At 68.1% G+C, this 15,498-nt stretch carries 11 protein-coding genes and 1 pseudogene; 3 read left to right on the forward strand and 9 right to left on the reverse strand.

Annotated elements, in window-relative coordinates; all coding sequences use genetic code 11:
* Both Q0D93_RS10255 and Q0D93_RS10260 read right to left on the reverse strand, forming a co-directional pair.
* A pseudogene (locus Q0D93_RS10255) lies at nucleotides 1–1,089 on the reverse strand (preprotein translocase subunit SecA); the annotation flags it as partial.
* Between the two features lie 88 nt (nucleotides 1,090–1,177).
* On the reverse strand, nucleotides 1,178–1,426 hold the full coding sequence (locus Q0D93_RS10260) for a hypothetical protein (protein WP_294393622.1): 249 nt from the start codon (nucleotides 1,424–1,426) through the stop codon (nucleotides 1,178–1,180).
* A 77-nt stretch (nucleotides 1,427–1,503) separates the two neighbouring features.
* Between Q0D93_RS10260 and argJ the strand changes: the two genes are divergently transcribed.
* Both argJ and Q0D93_RS10270 read left to right on the forward strand, forming a co-directional pair.
* Nucleotides 1,504–2,730, forward strand: coding sequence for a bifunctional glutamate N-acetyltransferase/amino-acid acetyltransferase ArgJ (argJ, locus tag Q0D93_RS10265; RefSeq protein ID WP_294393628.1), 1,227 nt, complete (start codon nucleotides 1,504–1,506; stop codon nucleotides 2,728–2,730).
* The gene (locus Q0D93_RS10270; protein ID WP_294393630.1) at nucleotides 2,730–3,527 is read left to right on the forward strand and encodes an inositol monophosphatase family protein; all 798 of its coding nucleotides are present in this window, start codon (nucleotides 2,730–2,732) and stop codon (nucleotides 3,525–3,527) included. The genes argJ and Q0D93_RS10270 overlap by 1 nt, the downstream gene beginning before the upstream one ends.
* On the opposite strand, the gene Q0D93_RS10275 is transcribed toward Q0D93_RS10270, so the two are convergent.
* Genes Q0D93_RS10275 through Q0D93_RS10290 form a run of 4 tightly spaced genes read right to left on the reverse strand, consistent with a single transcriptional unit; the run spans nucleotide 3,524 to nucleotide 10,672 of the window.
* Entirely contained in the window at nucleotides 3,524–5,110 is a 1,587-nt protein-coding gene (locus tag Q0D93_RS10275) for an ABC transporter ATP-binding protein (protein ID WP_294393633.1), read from the reverse strand. The two genes, Q0D93_RS10270 and Q0D93_RS10275, sit on opposite strands and share 4 nt — an antisense overlap.
* Nucleotides 5,107–5,901: an ABC transporter permease gene (locus tag Q0D93_RS10280; protein ID WP_294393636.1), complete on the reverse strand. Its 795-nt coding sequence runs from the start codon at nucleotides 5,899–5,901 to the stop codon at nucleotides 5,107–5,109. Before Q0D93_RS10280 ends, Q0D93_RS10275 begins: the two co-directional genes overlap by 4 nt.
* Entirely contained in the window at nucleotides 5,898–8,447 is a 2,550-nt protein-coding gene (locus tag Q0D93_RS10285; RefSeq protein WP_294393639.1) for an ABC transporter substrate-binding protein, read from the reverse strand. Before Q0D93_RS10285 ends, Q0D93_RS10280 begins: the two co-directional genes overlap by 4 nt.
* A 29-nt stretch (nucleotides 8,448–8,476) precedes the next feature.
* Entirely contained in the window at nucleotides 8,477–10,672 is a 2,196-nt protein-coding gene (locus tag Q0D93_RS10290) for a TonB-dependent receptor (RefSeq protein WP_294393641.1), read from the reverse strand.
* A 106-nt stretch (nucleotides 10,673–10,778) separates the two neighbouring features.
* On the opposite strand from Q0D93_RS10290, the gene coaA reads away from it, so the two are divergent.
* Nucleotides 10,779–12,035, forward strand: a complete 1,257-nt coding sequence (coaA, locus tag Q0D93_RS10295; RefSeq protein WP_294393644.1) for a type I pantothenate kinase — start codon at nucleotides 10,779–10,781, stop codon at nucleotides 12,033–12,035.
* A 14-nt stretch (nucleotides 12,036–12,049) separates the two neighbouring features.
* Here the strand turns inward: coaA and Q0D93_RS10300 are convergent, their stop codons facing one another.
* Genes Q0D93_RS10300 through Q0D93_RS10310 form a run of 3 tightly spaced genes read right to left on the reverse strand, consistent with a single transcriptional unit; the run spans nucleotide 12,050 to nucleotide 15,485 of the window.
* Nucleotides 12,050–13,147 carry a glycosyltransferase family 1 protein gene (locus tag Q0D93_RS10300; RefSeq protein WP_294393647.1) on the reverse strand — a complete coding sequence of 366 codons (1,098 nt, stop codon included), beginning with the start codon at nucleotides 13,145–13,147 and terminating at the stop codon, nucleotides 12,050–12,052.
* On the reverse strand, nucleotides 13,147–14,016 hold the full coding sequence (locus tag Q0D93_RS10305; protein WP_294393649.1) for a glycosyltransferase family 2 protein: 870 nt from the start codon (nucleotides 14,014–14,016) through the stop codon (nucleotides 13,147–13,149). The genes Q0D93_RS10300 and Q0D93_RS10305 overlap by 1 nt, the downstream gene beginning before the upstream one ends.
* Before the next feature lie 32 nt (nucleotides 14,017–14,048).
* Nucleotides 14,049–15,485, reverse strand: a complete 1,437-nt coding sequence (locus tag Q0D93_RS10310) for an O-antigen ligase family protein (RefSeq protein WP_294393652.1) — start codon at nucleotides 15,483–15,485, stop codon at nucleotides 14,049–14,051.
* Nucleotides 15,486–15,498 lie beyond the last annotated feature (13 nt).

Genomic DNA, 15,498 nt, shown 5'->3' on the forward strand with positions numbered 1-15,498 from the left:
GGTTATGGAGGCGAGCGTCTGGTTCTCAGGCTCGATATTCACGCCTTCCTTGGCCTCGACCGCCTGGTGCAGGCCGTCCGACCAGCGGCGGCCGTCCATCATGCGGCCGGTGAATTCGTCGATGATAACGACCTTGCCGTCCTTGACGATGTAGTCCGCATCCCGCCTGAACGCGACGACGGCCTTCAGCGACTGGTTCAGGTGATGGACCACCTGGGTGTTTTCGAAATCATACAGGTTGGCGCCTTCCAGCAGGCCGGCCGCCTCCAGCATGCGCTCCACCTTTTCCGTGCCGTCCTCGGTCAGGATCACGGAGCGTTGCTTTTCATCGAACTCGTAATCGGCGGGTGCGATCTGCTTCACGACCGCATCCACCGCGATGTAGAGTTCGGATTTGTCCTCGGTCGGGCCGGAGATGATCAGCGGGGTGCGCGCCTCGTCGATCAGGATCGAGTCCACCTCATCCACGATGGCGTGGGCGAACGGCCGTTGGACCATCTGCCCACGGTCGTACTTCATATTATCGCGCAGATAGTCGAAGCCGAGTTCGTTATTGGTGGCATAGGTGATGTCGGCTTCATACGCGGCGCGACGCTGCTCGTCCGACAAATTGGGCACGATGATGCCGACCGTCAGCCCCATGAACCGATAGACCCGCCCCATCCACTCCGCGTCGCGTGCAGCGAGATAGTCGTTGACCGTGACGACGTGCACGCCCTTGCCCGGCAGCGCCGCAAGGTAGGTGGCGAGCGTCGCTACGAGGGTCTTGCCCTCGCCCGTCCGCATCTCCGCAATCTCGCCCCGGCTCAGCACGATGCCGCCGATCATCTGCACGTCGTAGTGGCGCTGGCCCAGCACGCGCCATGCCGCCTCGCGCACGGTGGCGAACGCTTCGGGCATCAGGCTTTCCAGCGTTTCGCCCTGGTCCAATAGCGACCGGAACTTGGCGGTCTGAGCGGACAATTCCTCATCCGACAGCGCCCGGATCGCGGGCTCCAGCGCGGCGATCTTCTTGACCACGGGGCCGAGCGACTTGACGTAACGATCGTTGGACGAGCCGAAAATGGCCTTGGCGATGCCGGCGAACATGGATGAAACCCTTGTCTATGCGGGGGGCGCGCCGACGAAGCCCGGTGCGGCGCGCAATGGATGTGACGAGAAGAAGGCAGGCGCGGGCTTATTCGCGCGGGCGATCCAGATAGAGCGGAAAAGCGGAGGCATCCCGGCCCGGAGCCGCGACATGCCAGCGTGGCAGATCACGCGGGCCATCGACATCCTTGAACCGCTGACCGGCGTCGGCGGCGGCCGCATCGGCCTGCGCGCTGACGGTGACGCTCGCTTCCACCTGCGCCGTTGCCGACGCCGTGCCCGAGATCACGCCGCATAGCGATGCAAGCAGGGCTGACAGGAGGAGAAGGAAGCGCATCGTCGACCCATGTAGGTGAAGGTGCTGGTGTCGTCCATGCCTTGAGCGTGACATGATTGCGCTGCTAGGCGTGGATCATGTCCCACAGCATCTCTCCCCTCGCCTCGCCCTTCCCCGACATGCCGCCGATCGCCGGCGTGCGATTGGCCGTGGCCCGTGCAGGGTACAAGGCGTGGGACCGCACCGATTTGACCTATGCGGCGTTGGAGGAGGGCACGACCGTCGCGGGTGTGACGACCCGGTCCAGGTGCCCCTCGCCCGAAGTCGAATGGTGCCGCGCCGCCTTGACGCTCGGTCAGGCACGCGCCCTTGTGGTGAATGCGGGCAACAGCAATGCCTTCACCGGCGATCGCGGCCGCGCAGCCGTGGAGGCGATCGCGGCACGGGTGGCCGGCCATGTCGGTTGCCGGCCGTCGGATGTCTTTGTTTCCTCGACCGGCGTAATCGGCGTACCGCTCCCAATCGACAAGGCGGAGGCGGGGATCGACGCCGTGATGCAGGCACCCGCCGCCGACTGGCTCGACGCGACGCAGACGATCGGCACCACCGACACCTTCGCCAAGGGAGCCAGCACCACCGCCATCGTCGATGGCCGCACCGTGACTTTGGTGGGGATCATCAAGGGATCGGGCATGATCGCGCCCGACATGGCGACGATGCTGGGCTTCCTCTTCACCGATGCGGCGGTCGAGGCGCCGTTGCTCCAGCGGATGCTGGACGCGGCCAATGCGCCGACCTTTTCCTGCATCACGGTCGATGGCGATACCTCCACCTCCGACACGGTGCTGGCTTTCGCCACGGGCAAGGCGGGCAATGCGCCGCTCGCATCGTTCGACGATGCCGGGGCGGATGCGTTCCAGGCGGCGCTGACCGATCTTTGCCGCCAGCTGGCGCAACTGGTCGTCCGCGATGGGGAGGGCGCGTCCAAGTTCATCACCGTGACCGTCGCTGGCGCGGAAAGCGACGGCAGCGCGCATCGCATCGCCATGTCGATCGCCAACTCCCCGCTGGTGAAGACCGCCATTGCGGGCGAGGATGCCAATTGGGGCCGGATCGTGATGGCCGTCGGCAAGGCGGGCGAGCCGGCGGAGCGCGACAAACTGTCGATCCGCTTCGGCGGCGTGCAGGTGGCACGCGACGGGCTGGCGGTGGACGGCTATGACGAAGCCCCGGTTGCCGCCCACCTGAAGGGGCAGGCGGTCGAGGTGGATGTGGACCTTGGCCTAAGCGAGGGCCGCGCCACCGTGTGGACGTGTGATCTGACCCACGGATATATCTCGATCAACGCGGATTATCGCAGCTGATGGATACCCAACTCACCCAGCCGGTCGCGGACTTGATCCACGACGTCGCCCGCCGGATCGTGATGCCGCGCTTTCGCCAGCTCGACGCCGCTGAGATCGAGGAAAAGGCCCCCGACGAACTCGTCACCGTCGCCGATCGCCAGAGCGAGGATGCGCTGACCGAAGGGTTGATGCGGTTGCTGCCCGGATCGCGCGTGATCGGGGAAGAGGCCTGCGCCGTGAACCCGGGGCTGCTCGACACGGTGGCCGACGGCACGGTCTGGATCGTCGATCCGATCGACGGCACCGCCAATTTCGCGGCCGGCGAGACGCCGTTCGGGATCATGGTCGCGCTGGTCGACCGGGGCGTCACCCAGGGCGCGTGGATCCTGGATCCGGTGGCGGACCGGATGTGCCACGCCACGCTGGGCGGCGGCGCCTTCATCAATGGCGAGCGGGTGCGGTCGCGCACCAGCGGGCAGGCGATCCCCGTCGCCGGTCTCTCCACCCGCTACCTGCCGCCGGACCTGCGCGACGACATGGAGGCGCGCGCGGTCGGCAAGCTGCAATGCGTCAACATCCCCCGTTGCGCGGCGGAGCAATATCCGCGCGTCATCCTGGGGACCAATGACCTGGCCCTGTTCTGGCGGACCTTCGTGTGGGATCATGCGCCGGGCGCGCTGATCCTGACGGAGGCGGGCGGCCGCATCGCCCGCTTCGACGGAACGCCTTATGCGCCCGCGCAGTCGGGCACGGGCATGTTGGCGGCAGCGACACCCGGAATGTGGGATCGCACGGCCGAGATCCTGCTGCGTTAATCCTTGGGGCCGAGGCCGCTCCGCCGCACTTCCGGCGTCGCGGCCAGCAGGGCGGCGGTATAGGGATGGAGCGGCGCCGCCAGCACCTGCGCGGCGTCGCCCTGCTCCACGATCTCCCCATCCTTCAGCACGATCACGCGATGCGCCAGGCCGCGCACCAGCGCGAGATCGTGGCTGACGAACAGAAAGGCCAGACCGAGGTCGGATTGCAGGCGTTGGAGCAATGCCGCCATCTCCGCCTTGAGCGGCGGATCCAGCGCGGTAAACGCCTCGTCCAGCACCACCACGTTCGGCCGCAGAATCAGGGCACGCGCGATCGCGATCCGCTGGCGCTGCCCGCCCGAAAAATGCCGGGGCAAGCGCATCGCCGCATCCGCCTCCAGCCCGACCTGGCCCAGCGTCTCCACTACCATGGCAGTGCGCTCCGCATCGCTGGGGGGCGTGGCGGCCAGGCGCAGCGGTTCGCCGACGATCCGCGCGACGGTCCAGGCGGGATCGAAGCTGGCCGCCGGATCCTGGAACACGGCCTGCACCCGCCGCCGCATGGCGCGGAGCGATGCACCGCGTGCGTGCCGCCAATCTTGTCCGCCGATCGTGATGACGCCCTGCTCCGCACGATCGAGGCCCAGCACCAAGCGGGCCAGCGTCGACTTGCCAGAGCCGGACGGGCCGATCACCGCCAGCGTTTCCCCCCGATGCAGGGCGGCGGTGATGCACGACAACGCCGGCAAGCGCCCGCGCGCGACCAATCCGGGCTTCCGGAAGGAGCAGGAAACCCCCTCGATCCCGACGATCGGCTCCGATCGGAGGGACGGCGGTGGTGCGGGCGGGGGCGTAGCGGCCGTGACGCTGGCGCGCAGGAAGGCGGATGCCGGCTGGCGGATCAGGGTTGCGGGCGGCCCCTGCTCCGCCACCTGCCCGTCTTCCAGCACCACCAGCCGATCGGCAATGTTGGTGGCCAGCGGCAGATCGTGCGTAGCCAGCAGCAGGCCCATGCCCCGCTCCCGCACCGCTTGGACCAGCACCTCGATCACTTTGGCCTGGGCGAGCGGGTCCAGCGAGGCGGTGGGTTCGTCCGCGACCAGCAGCGCCGGCTCCCCGGCCAAAGCCATGGCGATGGCGACGCGCTGGCGCTGCCCGCCGGACAGGCTGTGCGGATGACGCGAAGGGGCGACGTCCAGCCCCATCTGCGCGAGGAGGGTCGTTGCCGCCTGCCGCCGCGCCGCCCGGTCCAGCGCCGTGTGGCGGGCCAGCACCTCCTCGATCTGGCGGCCGATCGTAAGGGCCGGGTTGAGCGCGGTGGCCGGTTCCTGAAACACCATGCCGATGCGACCGCCCCGGACCTGACTGAAACGACGCTCGTCCAGCACGGCCAGATCCTCGCCGTCCAGCAGCATCCGTCCGCCGATCCGTGCGCCGTCGGGGAGCAGGCCGAGCAGCGCATGGGCGAGCGAACTCTTGCCCGATCCCGACCGACCGACCAACGCCACGATCTCGCCCGCGCCCACCGCCAGCGATACGTCGCGCAGCACGGCCCTGCCATCATAGCACAGCGACAATTTCTCGAAGGAAAGCAACGTCATGCCGCGCCTTTCACCCATCGCGCGCGAAGCTCCTCACCGGCGCGGTTGATCGCCAGCACGGTTCCGGCCATGGCAAGGCCGGGCAGCAGCACCAGCCGCGGCGCGGTGGCGATCAGCGTCTGCGCATCCGCCATCATCCGCCCCCAGCTCGGCTGCGGCGGCTGCGCACCCAGGCCCAGGAAGGACAAACCGGCCTCGGCGATCAGGCCGAGCGACATCTGCACCGCCGCCTGCACGATCAGCACGGCGGCGATGTTGGGCAGGATATGATCCACGGAGATGCGGACCCGCCCCGCCCCGGTCACGCGCGCGGCCAGGATGAAGTCGCGCGCCCAGACGCCACGCGCCGCCGCGCGGGTGACCCGAACGAAGACGGGAATGTTGAACAGGCCGATCGCAAGGCCGGCATTGACGGCGCCCGGACCCAGGATCGCGACGATCAGGATGGCGAGCACCAAGGCCGGAAAGGCGAACAGGATGTCGGCCGCGCGCGCAATCGCCTCGTCCACCCAACCCGGACAGGCTACGGCGGTGAGGCCGAGCGGCACGCCGAACACGATCCCGATCACCGCCGCCAGCGCCGCCACGCCCAGCGACGGCCCTGCGCCCGCCGCCAGCATCGACAGAAGGTCGCGACCCAGTTGGTCGGTGCCGAGCGGATGCGCCCAGGAGGATGGCTGAAACCGCGCCGCCACGTCGATCGCCTGCACCGACTGCGGCGTCCACAGGCTCGCCACCAGCGCCACGGCGATCATGGCGCCGAGCAGGATCAGGCCGATTGGTCCCTTCATTGCCGCCCCTCCGCGCGCGGGTCCAGCAAGGCCTGCGCCACGTCGGTCAGCAAACTCGCCAGCACCGTCGCCACCACCAGCACCATCGCCACCCCCTGCACCACGATCAGGTCGCGGCCGGTAATCGCCTGGAGCAGCAGGCGTCCCAGACCCGGCAGGTAGAAGATGTTTTCCACGATCACGCTGCCGCCCAGCAGGAACGGGAATTGCAGGCCGATCACCGCCACAATCGGCGCGGCCGCGTTGGGCAGAACATGACGCCACAGGACGGTGTCGCGGCGCAGCCCCTTGGCGCGGGCGGTGCGGACATAATCGCGCGTCAGTTCCGCACCTAGCGCATTGCGCGCAACCCGCACGATCACCGCCGCCTGGGGCAGGGCGAGCGCGGATGCGGGCAGCAGCAGGGACGCGAGGATGGAAGAAACGCCCGCATCCCAGCCGGAAAAGCCGCTGGCGGGCAACCAGCGCAACCGAACCGCGAACAGGAGCAGCAACAGCATCGCCAGCCAGAAGCTCGGCAGGGCAAGGCCGAGGCGTGCGGCCGCCCCGATCAGGCGATCGCCCCACCCGCCCGGACGTCGCGCCGCCAGGATCGCCGCCGGCAGCGCCAGCGCAACCGACACCAGAATCGCCAGCGCCGCCAGCGCCAGCGACAGGCCGATCCGCGGCCCGATCAACGCCGCGACCGGTATGCGGTAGGTGTAGCTGATGCCGAAGTCCCCGTGCAGCAGCCCGCTCGCCCATGTGACATAACGCTGCACGGCCGACCCTTCGAGGCCCAATTGCACCCGCAGGCCGGTCAAGGCGGCGGGGCTCGCCTCCAGCCCCATCATATATTGTGCGGGGTCTCCGGGCGCGAGTTGCAGCAGCGCGAACACGAACAGGCTTGCGCCCGCTAGCGTCAGCGCAAGAATGGTAACCCGGCGCATCAGCCACGCCGCGCCGCCCGCGCGTACGATCTGGACCACGATCAGCGCCGCGAAGAGCGCCGAAGCGCCGATCAGCCAGCGCCCCGCCCGATCGGCCCGGACGAGGCCGGCTCCATCGTCTCCGGCAAAACGGACCGTGGAAAAATCGACCGATTGCAGCGGCGTGTTGATCCACACCCCCGTAAGCCGGCGATCGGCCACCGCCATGTGCGGATATTGGAACAGGAACGCATTCACCGCATCGTCGGCGATCCTGCGCTGGACCGCGCCAAGCAGGCCATGGCGCTCGGCCGGTTCGGAGGTCGCGCGCAGGCGATCGAGCAAGGCCTTCACCCCGCGCCCGTCGTAGCCGAAATAATAATCGGAGCGGCCATAGATGGCGTAATCGGCGGGCTCGGCATGGGCTACGATGGTTATGGCGTAATCGTGGCGCGCAAAGACCTGATCCAGCCATTGCGCCCATTCCAGCGGCACGATCCGCACGGTGATGCCGATCGCGTGCAGCTGCGCGGCGACGATCTCGCCCGTGCGATGCGCGTAGGGTGCCGGGGGCAAAGCCAGCACCGTGGTGAAGCCATTGGGGTAGCCCGCGTCGGCCAGCAGCGCCCGCGCGCGACCGAGATCGTGCGGATAACGTCCGGTCAGGTCCACATAGTCCGGACTTTGCGGCGGAAAGTGGCTGCCGATCGGGGTGCCATAGCCGGACATCGCCCCGTCGATGATCGCCCGCCGGTCGATCGCATGGGCTATCGCGCGCCGCACCCGCAGATCGCGAAACGGCCCGCGCGCATTGTTGAGCGCCACGATCACTTCCGCCTGACTGGGATTGACCGACACGGCGAGCGAGGGATCGGCCCGCAACTGCGCCAGGTTTTCCGGTGCGGGATAATCCGGAAACAGATCGATTTCGTGCGTCTTCACCCCGGCATAAGCGGCCGCCGGATCGCCAACGAAGCGGAACTGGATAGCCTTCAGCGACGGCTTCACCCCCCAATAACCCTCGTTGCGGGACAGCGTCAGCCGATCCCCCCGGACCCATGAGGCATAAAGAAACGGCCCGGTGCCGACCGGCGTGGTGGCGAGGGCAGCAACGGCACGGGGTGACACCATCACGCTATCGCCCCAGGCCAGCAACGCCGGCAGGCCCGCATCGGGCTGCTTGAGGCGGATGCGGACGGTGAGCGGATCGAGCATGTCCACGCCCGCAATGTTGCCGAGCGCCTCCGCCTGGGCATTGGCCGATCCGGGTGCGCCGGCGCGAAGCAGGCTGAAGGCGACCACCCGCGCATCGAACGGCGTGCCATCGGCGAAGCGCACGCCACCGCGCAATCGGAAGACGTAGCTGCGCGCGTCCGGCGCCATGGTCCAGCCCGTGGCGAGCAGCGGCATCGGCGCCCCCGTCGCGTCCAGCCGGGTGAGCCCTTCATAGATGGTGCGGTACGTCACCTCGTCGATTGCGGAGGCCGCGCCTGCCGTCGGATCCAGGGTCGGCGGCTCCAGCTGGAGCGCCACCACGATCCGGTCGCGGGCCGATGCCGGCGCGGCACAGGCCAGCACGCACAACAGCGCGAGGGAGGCCAGCACGGCACGGACCGCATCCCGCCCGCGTGTCAGCATCCGTCCGGCTCCTCGCGCTCCGCCATGGCTCAGAAGCGCACCCGTGCCTTGACCCCATAGCTGGCCGGCCGTCCCGGCGACGCAATGTCGATCCCGCCCAGGAAGAAGTTGCGGGTCAGGTCGTAATGGTCGTTGAGGATGTTGCGGCCGTAGACGCCGATGTTCCAGCGCCCGTCGCGGGGACCGAAGCCGATGCTGCCGTTGACGATCCAATAGGATTGCACGCGATAGACCGGCCCCAGCAGCACGGGCTGGAGCGTGTCGCGATAGCTATAGTCCGTCTCCACCGTGACCGCATGATCGTCGGCGACAGGAGCGGTGTAGGCGAGCGAGCCGGTATAGCTCCAGCGCGGAAAGCCCTGATCCTGCCCCTTGCGGTCGATCGCCACCGCCTGCCCCGCCGCCGCCGATGCGGCAATATCGAGATCGGTGAAGCGGTCATATTTGCCCTTCCGCCAGGCAATCCCCTGCGTCACCTCCAACCCCGCCAGCGGGCGCCAGGTCAGTTCGGCCTCCGCGCCGTAGATGTGCGAACGCGGCGCGTTCACGATCTTGCCCACCGCGCCATAGACCGTGTCGTAGATGGCGGACTGCACCTGCTGCCGCCGGTAATCGTAGTAGAATGCCGATCCGTTCAGGCGCAGGCGGCGGCCGGCCAGGTCGCTCTTGGCACCCACTTCATAGGCGTAGAGGATTTCCGGCTTGAACGGCGCAAGCTGGTCCACGGTCAGCGTGTTGTAGGCGGTGAAGCCACCCGATTTCACCCCCCGACTGGCGCTGGCATAGAACAGCACGTCGGGGCTGAGGCGGTAGTCGGCGGCGAGCTTGCCGCTGACCTGCGTGGTGCCGAGCCGCGCGCCCGCGCCGGGTTCCGGCACGGGGCTGGTGACGGTGGTGAAGTCGCGCAGGCGGCGCACCTCCCGCTCGACCCGCGCGCCGCCGGTCACGGTCAGTTGCGGCGCCAGCGTCACATCGACCTGGCCGAAACCGGCGGCGGTGCGGGCGCTCTGCCGATAGCCGGTGCGCGCCACGAAGCCGAGCGAGTCCTGGAAGTCGGACAGGAATCGATCCTTCAGCCGCTCGTCCGCGAAATATCCCCCCAGCACCCACTTAACATCGCCAACCCCGTCGGACGCGAGGCGCACTTCCTGCGAAAAGGTCTTGGCGCGGCTGTTGAAATAGGTGCCGGCCAGCGCCGCCGCCGACGCATCCCAGTCATTATATTCCCGCCGCCGAAAATGCTCATAGGCGGTGATGCTGGTCAGGGACACGCCGTCCAGATCGAGCGTGGCGGTGGCGTGCCCGCCGGCCGTGTCGTTGTCGCGAAACGGCTTGGCGGACGGCGCGATGCCCGTCTGGGCCTGGAAGGCGGCGGAACCGCCCCACCCCGTCGCGCGCCGGCTGGTGTCCGCCGGCAGGGTGCCGAGCGCCCGGAACAGGTACAGGCCGGTCGCCTCCGACGTGTCGCGGGCATAATGCCCCTCCAGCAGCAGGTCGAACGCCCCGTTGTCATAAGCCAATTGCCCACGCGTGCCCCAGCGATCCGCATCGCCCAGGCGCCGCCCGTCCACGCGGTTGCGCTGGAACCCGCCGCCCTGTTCCGTGGCGGCGGCGATGCGGCCGGTCAGTCCCTCGCCCAATTGCCCGGTGAGGAAACCTTCCGCGCGGAACAGGTCGAAGCGGCCATATTCGCCCGAGAAACCGGCTGACGTGGTTTCGCTCGGCCGCGCGGTGATGAAGTTGATCGCGCCAGCGGTGGTGTTACGCCCGTAGAGCGTGCCCTGCGGCCCGCGCAGCACCTCCACCCGGTCGAGATCAAACAGCAACCCCTGGGTCTGGATCGGAAAGGGCTTGGCCACGTCATCCACATAAACCCCGACCGGGGACGTGTTGTTGGACGCATAATCGTCGAAGCCGACGCCACGCAGCCGAAATTGCGGTTGCCCGCCCCCGAAAGCCGGTACCGCCTCCAGCCCAGGCGTCTGATATTGCAGCTGGTTGATGGTGGAGACGCCGCGATCGGCCAGCGTCGATCCGTCGATCACCGACAAGGCGATGCCGACATCCTGCGCCTGTTCCGGCCGCCGCTGCGCCGTGACGACCAGATCGGGCACACCTGTGTCGTCCGCCTGCTGTGCCATGGCGGGGCACGCCAGCGTCGCCACGGCGATCGGGATCAGAATTGCCCGCGGGCGGACGGCGGAGACCAGGACTCGATTTCGCATTGTGCAAAATCGTATGAGACTATTTGGCTCGGCTCGCAAGGGGATATTTCGCAAATCGCCAATTTGCAGGATCACGGTTGCACGGCGCGCGTCATAATGGGACATCGTGACCGTGACGCGAAACACTCCCAAGCGACCGATCAATCGGACCGCGCCTGCATCGATCGTGGCCGCCAAGTTCGGCGGCCTGTCCCGCTTTTCCGCGGCGATCGGCAAGTCCCCGTCCACCGTACACCGCTGGCTGGTGCGCGGCTACATCGACGGCGCTTATCATACGGAGATCCTGGACGCGGCGCAGGTGCCGGGCAATCTGGTAGAGGGCGAAAAGCTATTGCCGCTCGACTTCGTGGACGCCGGCCAGCGCGAGGATGCCGCCATTGCCACATCGCCGGGCAAGCCGTCCCGCCGTCGCGCTCCGGACGCCATCCCGACCGTGGATGAAAGCCACACGCAATTCTCCCGCGCCGCATGGGCGCGCCTGCGTTCGGCTGTCCCGCTGACGCTGGGTGAGGAAGACCTGCTGAAGCTGCGCGGCGCGAACGAGCCGACTTCGTTGAAGGAGGTGGAGGACATCTACCTGCCGCTCACCCGGCTCATCAACCTCCACGTCAATGCGGCGCACGGGCTGGCGCGCGTCACTGACGATTTCCTGGGCCGTCCGCCCGCCAAGCGCCCTTATGTGGTGGCGATCGCCGGATCGGTTGCGGTGGGCAAGAGCACCACCGCCCGCCTGCTCCGCGCGCTGCTGTCGCGCTGGCCAGATACGCCGCGCGTGGACCTGGTCACCACCGATGGCTTCCTCTACCCGAACGCCATCCTGGAAGAGCGTGGACTGACCCAGCGCAAGGGCTTCCCCGAAAGCTACGACATGCGCCGCATGATCCAGTTCCTGTCGAATGTGCGCGGGACCGGACGGGGCGAAGCGCCGGTATACTCGCACCATGTCTATGACGTGATACCTGGGCAGATGGACCATGTGGATGCGCCCGACATCCTGATCTTCGAAGGGCTCAACGTGCTGCAGATCGGGGCCGGCCCCGATGCGGCGCGCGCGCCTTTCACCGCCAGCGACTTCTTCGACCTGTCCATCTACATCGATGCCGAACCGGCCAACATCGCCCGCTGGTTCGAGGAGCGGTTCATGCTGCTCCGCGCCACGGCATTCCAGGATCCGACCGCCTTCTTCCATCGCCTGGCCGTGCTGGACGAGGAGGAAGCGCGCGGGATCGCGCGCAGGATCTGGCGCGACGTGAACGAACTCAACCTGACGGAGAACATCCTGCCCGGCCGGCAGCGCGCCGACGTGATCGTCCGCAAGGGATCGGACCACAAGGTCGATCGCCTGTGGCTGCGCAAGCTGTAGCCGCTCCCCCCCTATCAACCGGCGGCGAGTTCGAGCAGTTCGTCCAGCAGGCGCGCACCCGCCCGCGCCCAGGTGAAATCCGCCGCCCGCGCCCGCCCCGCCGCGATCTTGGCCGTCCGATATGCCGGGTCACATTGCAGCCGTAGAATGGCCGCCACCCATTCGTCCGGTCGATCCACGTCGGCATAGCAGGCGGCGTCGCGACATATTTCCGGCAGCGCTCCCGCCGGCGCCACCACGGCCGGGCAGCCGAGCAGCATCGCTTCCACCGGGGGCAACCCGAACCCTTCGGTCCGCGACGGCAGCGCGACGCACAGCGCCTCCGCATAGAGGGCGCGCAACACCGTATCCTCGATCGCGCCGGTGAAGACGGCGTTGGCAGGCGGCACCATCGCGGCCGCTTCGTGCGCGGCGCGGTCCGTTCCGACCACCACCAGGGTCAGGTGCGACAGATCCGGCCGGCTGAACGCATCGAACACCAACTGGACATTCTTGTACCGCTTGGCGCTGCCGAACAGCAGAACATAGCCTTGCGGCGCAAGCGCGTAGCGGTCGAGCGCGTGGTCGTCCGGCATCGCGTCCAGGATGTGATCCACGCCATTGTAGAGGATGCCGATCCGCTCCCTTGCGGCGATGCCGGCGAGGTCGAGGATCTGGCGCGAATATTGAGAAACGGTCAGCACCCGCGCGCTATGCCGTGCCATGCGCGGCGCCAGCAGGCGGTGCCCCCAGCGCTGGCGGAACGGATAGGAGCAGTCGGGAAACAGGAATTGCGCGTCGTGCAGCAGCAACAGCTGCCGGCGGTGGCGGAGCGGCGCGAGGTTGCAGAGGTTCACCAGCACCTCGCCCTCTGCCACACCGGGCAGCAACCCCTGCTCCCACCATTGGGTATGCCCCAGCCGCTGCTGGTCCAGCCGCGTGGCGCGCAGTTCGGGCGTCCAGCCGCGCGCCTCCGGCAGCACCAGCCGCAGGCGCGGCCGATCGCCCTCCGGCATGGCCGCGACCTGGCGGTCCACTTCGCGGATCAGGCGATCGGCGACACGGTGCACGCCGTTCAGTGCGCCGCAGTAGAATTTCCCGTTGAAGGTGATGGTGCGCAAGCCCCCGCCCATCACACGATCCTGAGGATATGGCGCGGATCGAGCCGGGCGGTCAGCAGATGCGCCAGCGCGAGCAAATTGCCGCGCAGCCGGCCGCGCCGGTCCACATGCCTCTCCGGCGCCAAGCTGCGCACGAGGTTGGACGCGATGTTGCGAGCCATCATTTCCCAGGCGAGCGCCGGCGGCGCGCTACGCTTGCGGAGCAGGTAGACCGGGTTGGCGATCTGCGAGTAACCCAGCCGCACGCCCGAAGTCCGCCCCCCCTTGGCGCCCATGTGGACACCGGCCAGCCGCTGAGATCGCACCAGCCGGCCCTTGCGGCCGAGTTGGTAGGTGACGTCGATGTCTTCCAGCCAGCCATAAAGCGGCAGCGCCTCGTCGAAGCGCAGCTCCCCCAGTGCGGAGAGGCGGATCGCCATGTTGCAGCCATAGAGCGCACGCTCCGCAAACTCCTGCGGTTCGGGCGGGGGCATGTCGGCCTCCACCAACGCCACGGCTTCGGCAAAGCTGTAGCCCTGATGGCCGATGCCGTCGGCGATCACCCGACCGGTCGCTCCGACCACGTCGGGCTGGGCGGCAAACAGCCGCTCAAGCGCCTCCAGATAATCATCGGCGAGGACGAAATCGTCATCCAGGAACAGGACGATGTCGGCTCGCCCCGCCAAATGGCGCAGCGCCCGGTTGCGCTGCACGCACAGGCCAAGGTCGGAGAACAGGATCTCCGGCCGCATCGGCGACCCCTCCAGCCCGGCGACGTCCCCCGGCCGCACGCTGACCACGACGATGCCGTCCGGCCGGCGGCGCTGGCGGGCCAAGTTGCCCACGATCTGGCGCACCGTTTCCGGCCGGCCGATGGTGGGGATCGCCACATATATCCTCATCCACAGTCTCCGTTGCGGGGTGTAAGAGCGGCTCATGCGGGGACTACACTCCGCCGCACATGGTCGGCCCGGGCCGCTTCCGGCCGGAACAGGCGCTTGCGTCCGGCCGGCAGCCGCAGCGCCAGTGCCGCGCCCGCGAAGATGGCGAAGTCTCCGCCGGGGTCGGATGTCGGGCTGACGAAGCTGGCCGGGATCAGCATGCACACGGCCGTCCACGCCGCCGCCACGCCGGACGCGTCGGTGGTCGTCCGCACGCGATTATAGGTCGACGCGCGCCAGGGCTTCAGAACGTGCAGCACGTAGAGCAGCAGCATGATGGCCCCGAACAGCCCGGTGGCGCCGATCACGGCGGTCGGCAGGCTGGACGAGCGGAAGCTGCCCGGACCGATGCCGAGGCCCATGGACGCGGCGAAGGCATTCACGCCCTGCTTCGCCCAGAAGGACCGTTGCAGCGCGGAATCGCTGTCCTTCTTGCCCACCGTCATGGAGGTAAAGACGTCGCTGGCGGTAGCGACCAGGCCGGGTTGCAGCAGGAAGATCAGACACACCAGCACGGCTAGCGCCAGCGCCACCATCCCCAGCCGGACGAGCTTGGGCGACGGGATGTTGTCGGGCACGAACACGACCCTGAGGCCGAGTATCAGGAAATAGGCGCCGAGGCCCAGATAGGCGGTGGACGAGGTGGACGCCGCCAGCGTCAGCCCCATCGCGAACGCGGCCCAGCCGGTCGCCTTGGAGCTGACGTCGCGATACCAGCATTCGGCCATGAACAGGAACCAGACATAGCCGAAGCCGGCAAAGGAGGACGGCTCGGGATGGATGCCGTTCATGCGGACCACGGTGCCGATGCGCTGGTCGAGTTGCGCGTAGCTGCCGTTGCGGAAGAAATCGAGCACGTCGCTCCACGGCGTACCCGACAGCACCACCCCGCTGACCCCGAAGAAGATATGGATCCAGCACAGCACCACCCCGGTCTTCACCAGCGCCCGGCCGCCGCGCTCGTGCCGGCAGGCCGCATAGGAGGCGACCGCCAGCATCATGGTGCCGATCATGTAGACGGATGCTGTGATGTTCTGGCTGCTCGGCACCAGCTTGAACACCGCGAACATGTAGACCGCCGTGACCTTCATCGGCACGACCATGATCCGGCCGGCGAAGATGCGCGGGCCGACAAAGGCCATGGTCACGCCGTAAAGCGCATAGGCGACCAGCAGGCCGTTGGCCCGGATGCCCTGCTTGACCAGTTCGCCCGCCCCGCTGCCGGGCAGCAGCAGGCGGAGGATCAGGAAGCCCAGCGCGAACTGCACCGGCGGGATGGAGGAGCCGCCTAGGGCCGGCAGCTGCAACGCCGCCGATCCACCCATCAGCGAACAGACGAGCACGAACACATACATGGCCGGCACCTGCGCCCGCACCAGCAGCACCAGGCCGATGCCCGCGATGACGATGCCGAACACGGTCGGGATCATCGCGCGCGCCCTG

This window comes from uncultured Sphingomonas sp., from assembly GCF_934560975.1.
Classification (GTDB): Bacteria; Pseudomonadota; Alphaproteobacteria; order Sphingomonadales; family Sphingomonadaceae; genus Sphingomonas_I.

Coding starts and splice junctions, on each gene's coding strand:
- Q0D93_RS10290 (WP_294393641.1), bottom strand. CDS start 10,672: ATGCGAAATCGAGTCCTGGTCTCCGCCGTCCGCCCGCGGGCAATTCTG.
- Q0D93_RS10310 (WP_294393652.1), bottom strand. CDS start 15,485: ATGATCCCGACCGTGTTCGGCATCGTCATCGCGGGCATCGGCCTGGTG.
- Q0D93_RS10305 (WP_294393649.1), bottom strand. CDS start 14,016: ATGAGGATATATGTGGCGATCCCCACCATCGGCCGGCCGGAAACGGTG.
- argJ (WP_294393628.1), top strand. CDS start 1,504: ATGTCCCACAGCATCTCTCCCCTCGCCTCGCCCTTCCCCGACATGCCG.
- Q0D93_RS10275 (WP_294393633.1), bottom strand. CDS start 5,110: ATGACGTTGCTTTCCTTCGAGAAATTGTCGCTGTGCTATGATGGCAGG.
- Q0D93_RS10260 (WP_294393622.1), bottom strand. CDS start 1,426: ATGCGCTTCCTTCTCCTCCTGTCAGCCCTGCTTGCATCGCTATGCGGC.
- Q0D93_RS10285 (WP_294393639.1), bottom strand. CDS start 8,447: ATGCTGACACGCGGGCGGGATGCGGTCCGTGCCGTGCTGGCCTCCCTC.
- Q0D93_RS10300 (WP_294393647.1), bottom strand. CDS start 13,147: ATGGGCGGGGGCTTGCGCACCATCACCTTCAACGGGAAATTCTACTGC.
- Q0D93_RS10270 (WP_294393630.1), top strand. CDS start 2,730: ATGGATACCCAACTCACCCAGCCGGTCGCGGACTTGATCCACGACGTC.
- Q0D93_RS10280 (WP_294393636.1), bottom strand. CDS start 5,901: ATGAAGGGACCAATCGGCCTGATCCTGCTCGGCGCCATGATCGCCGTG.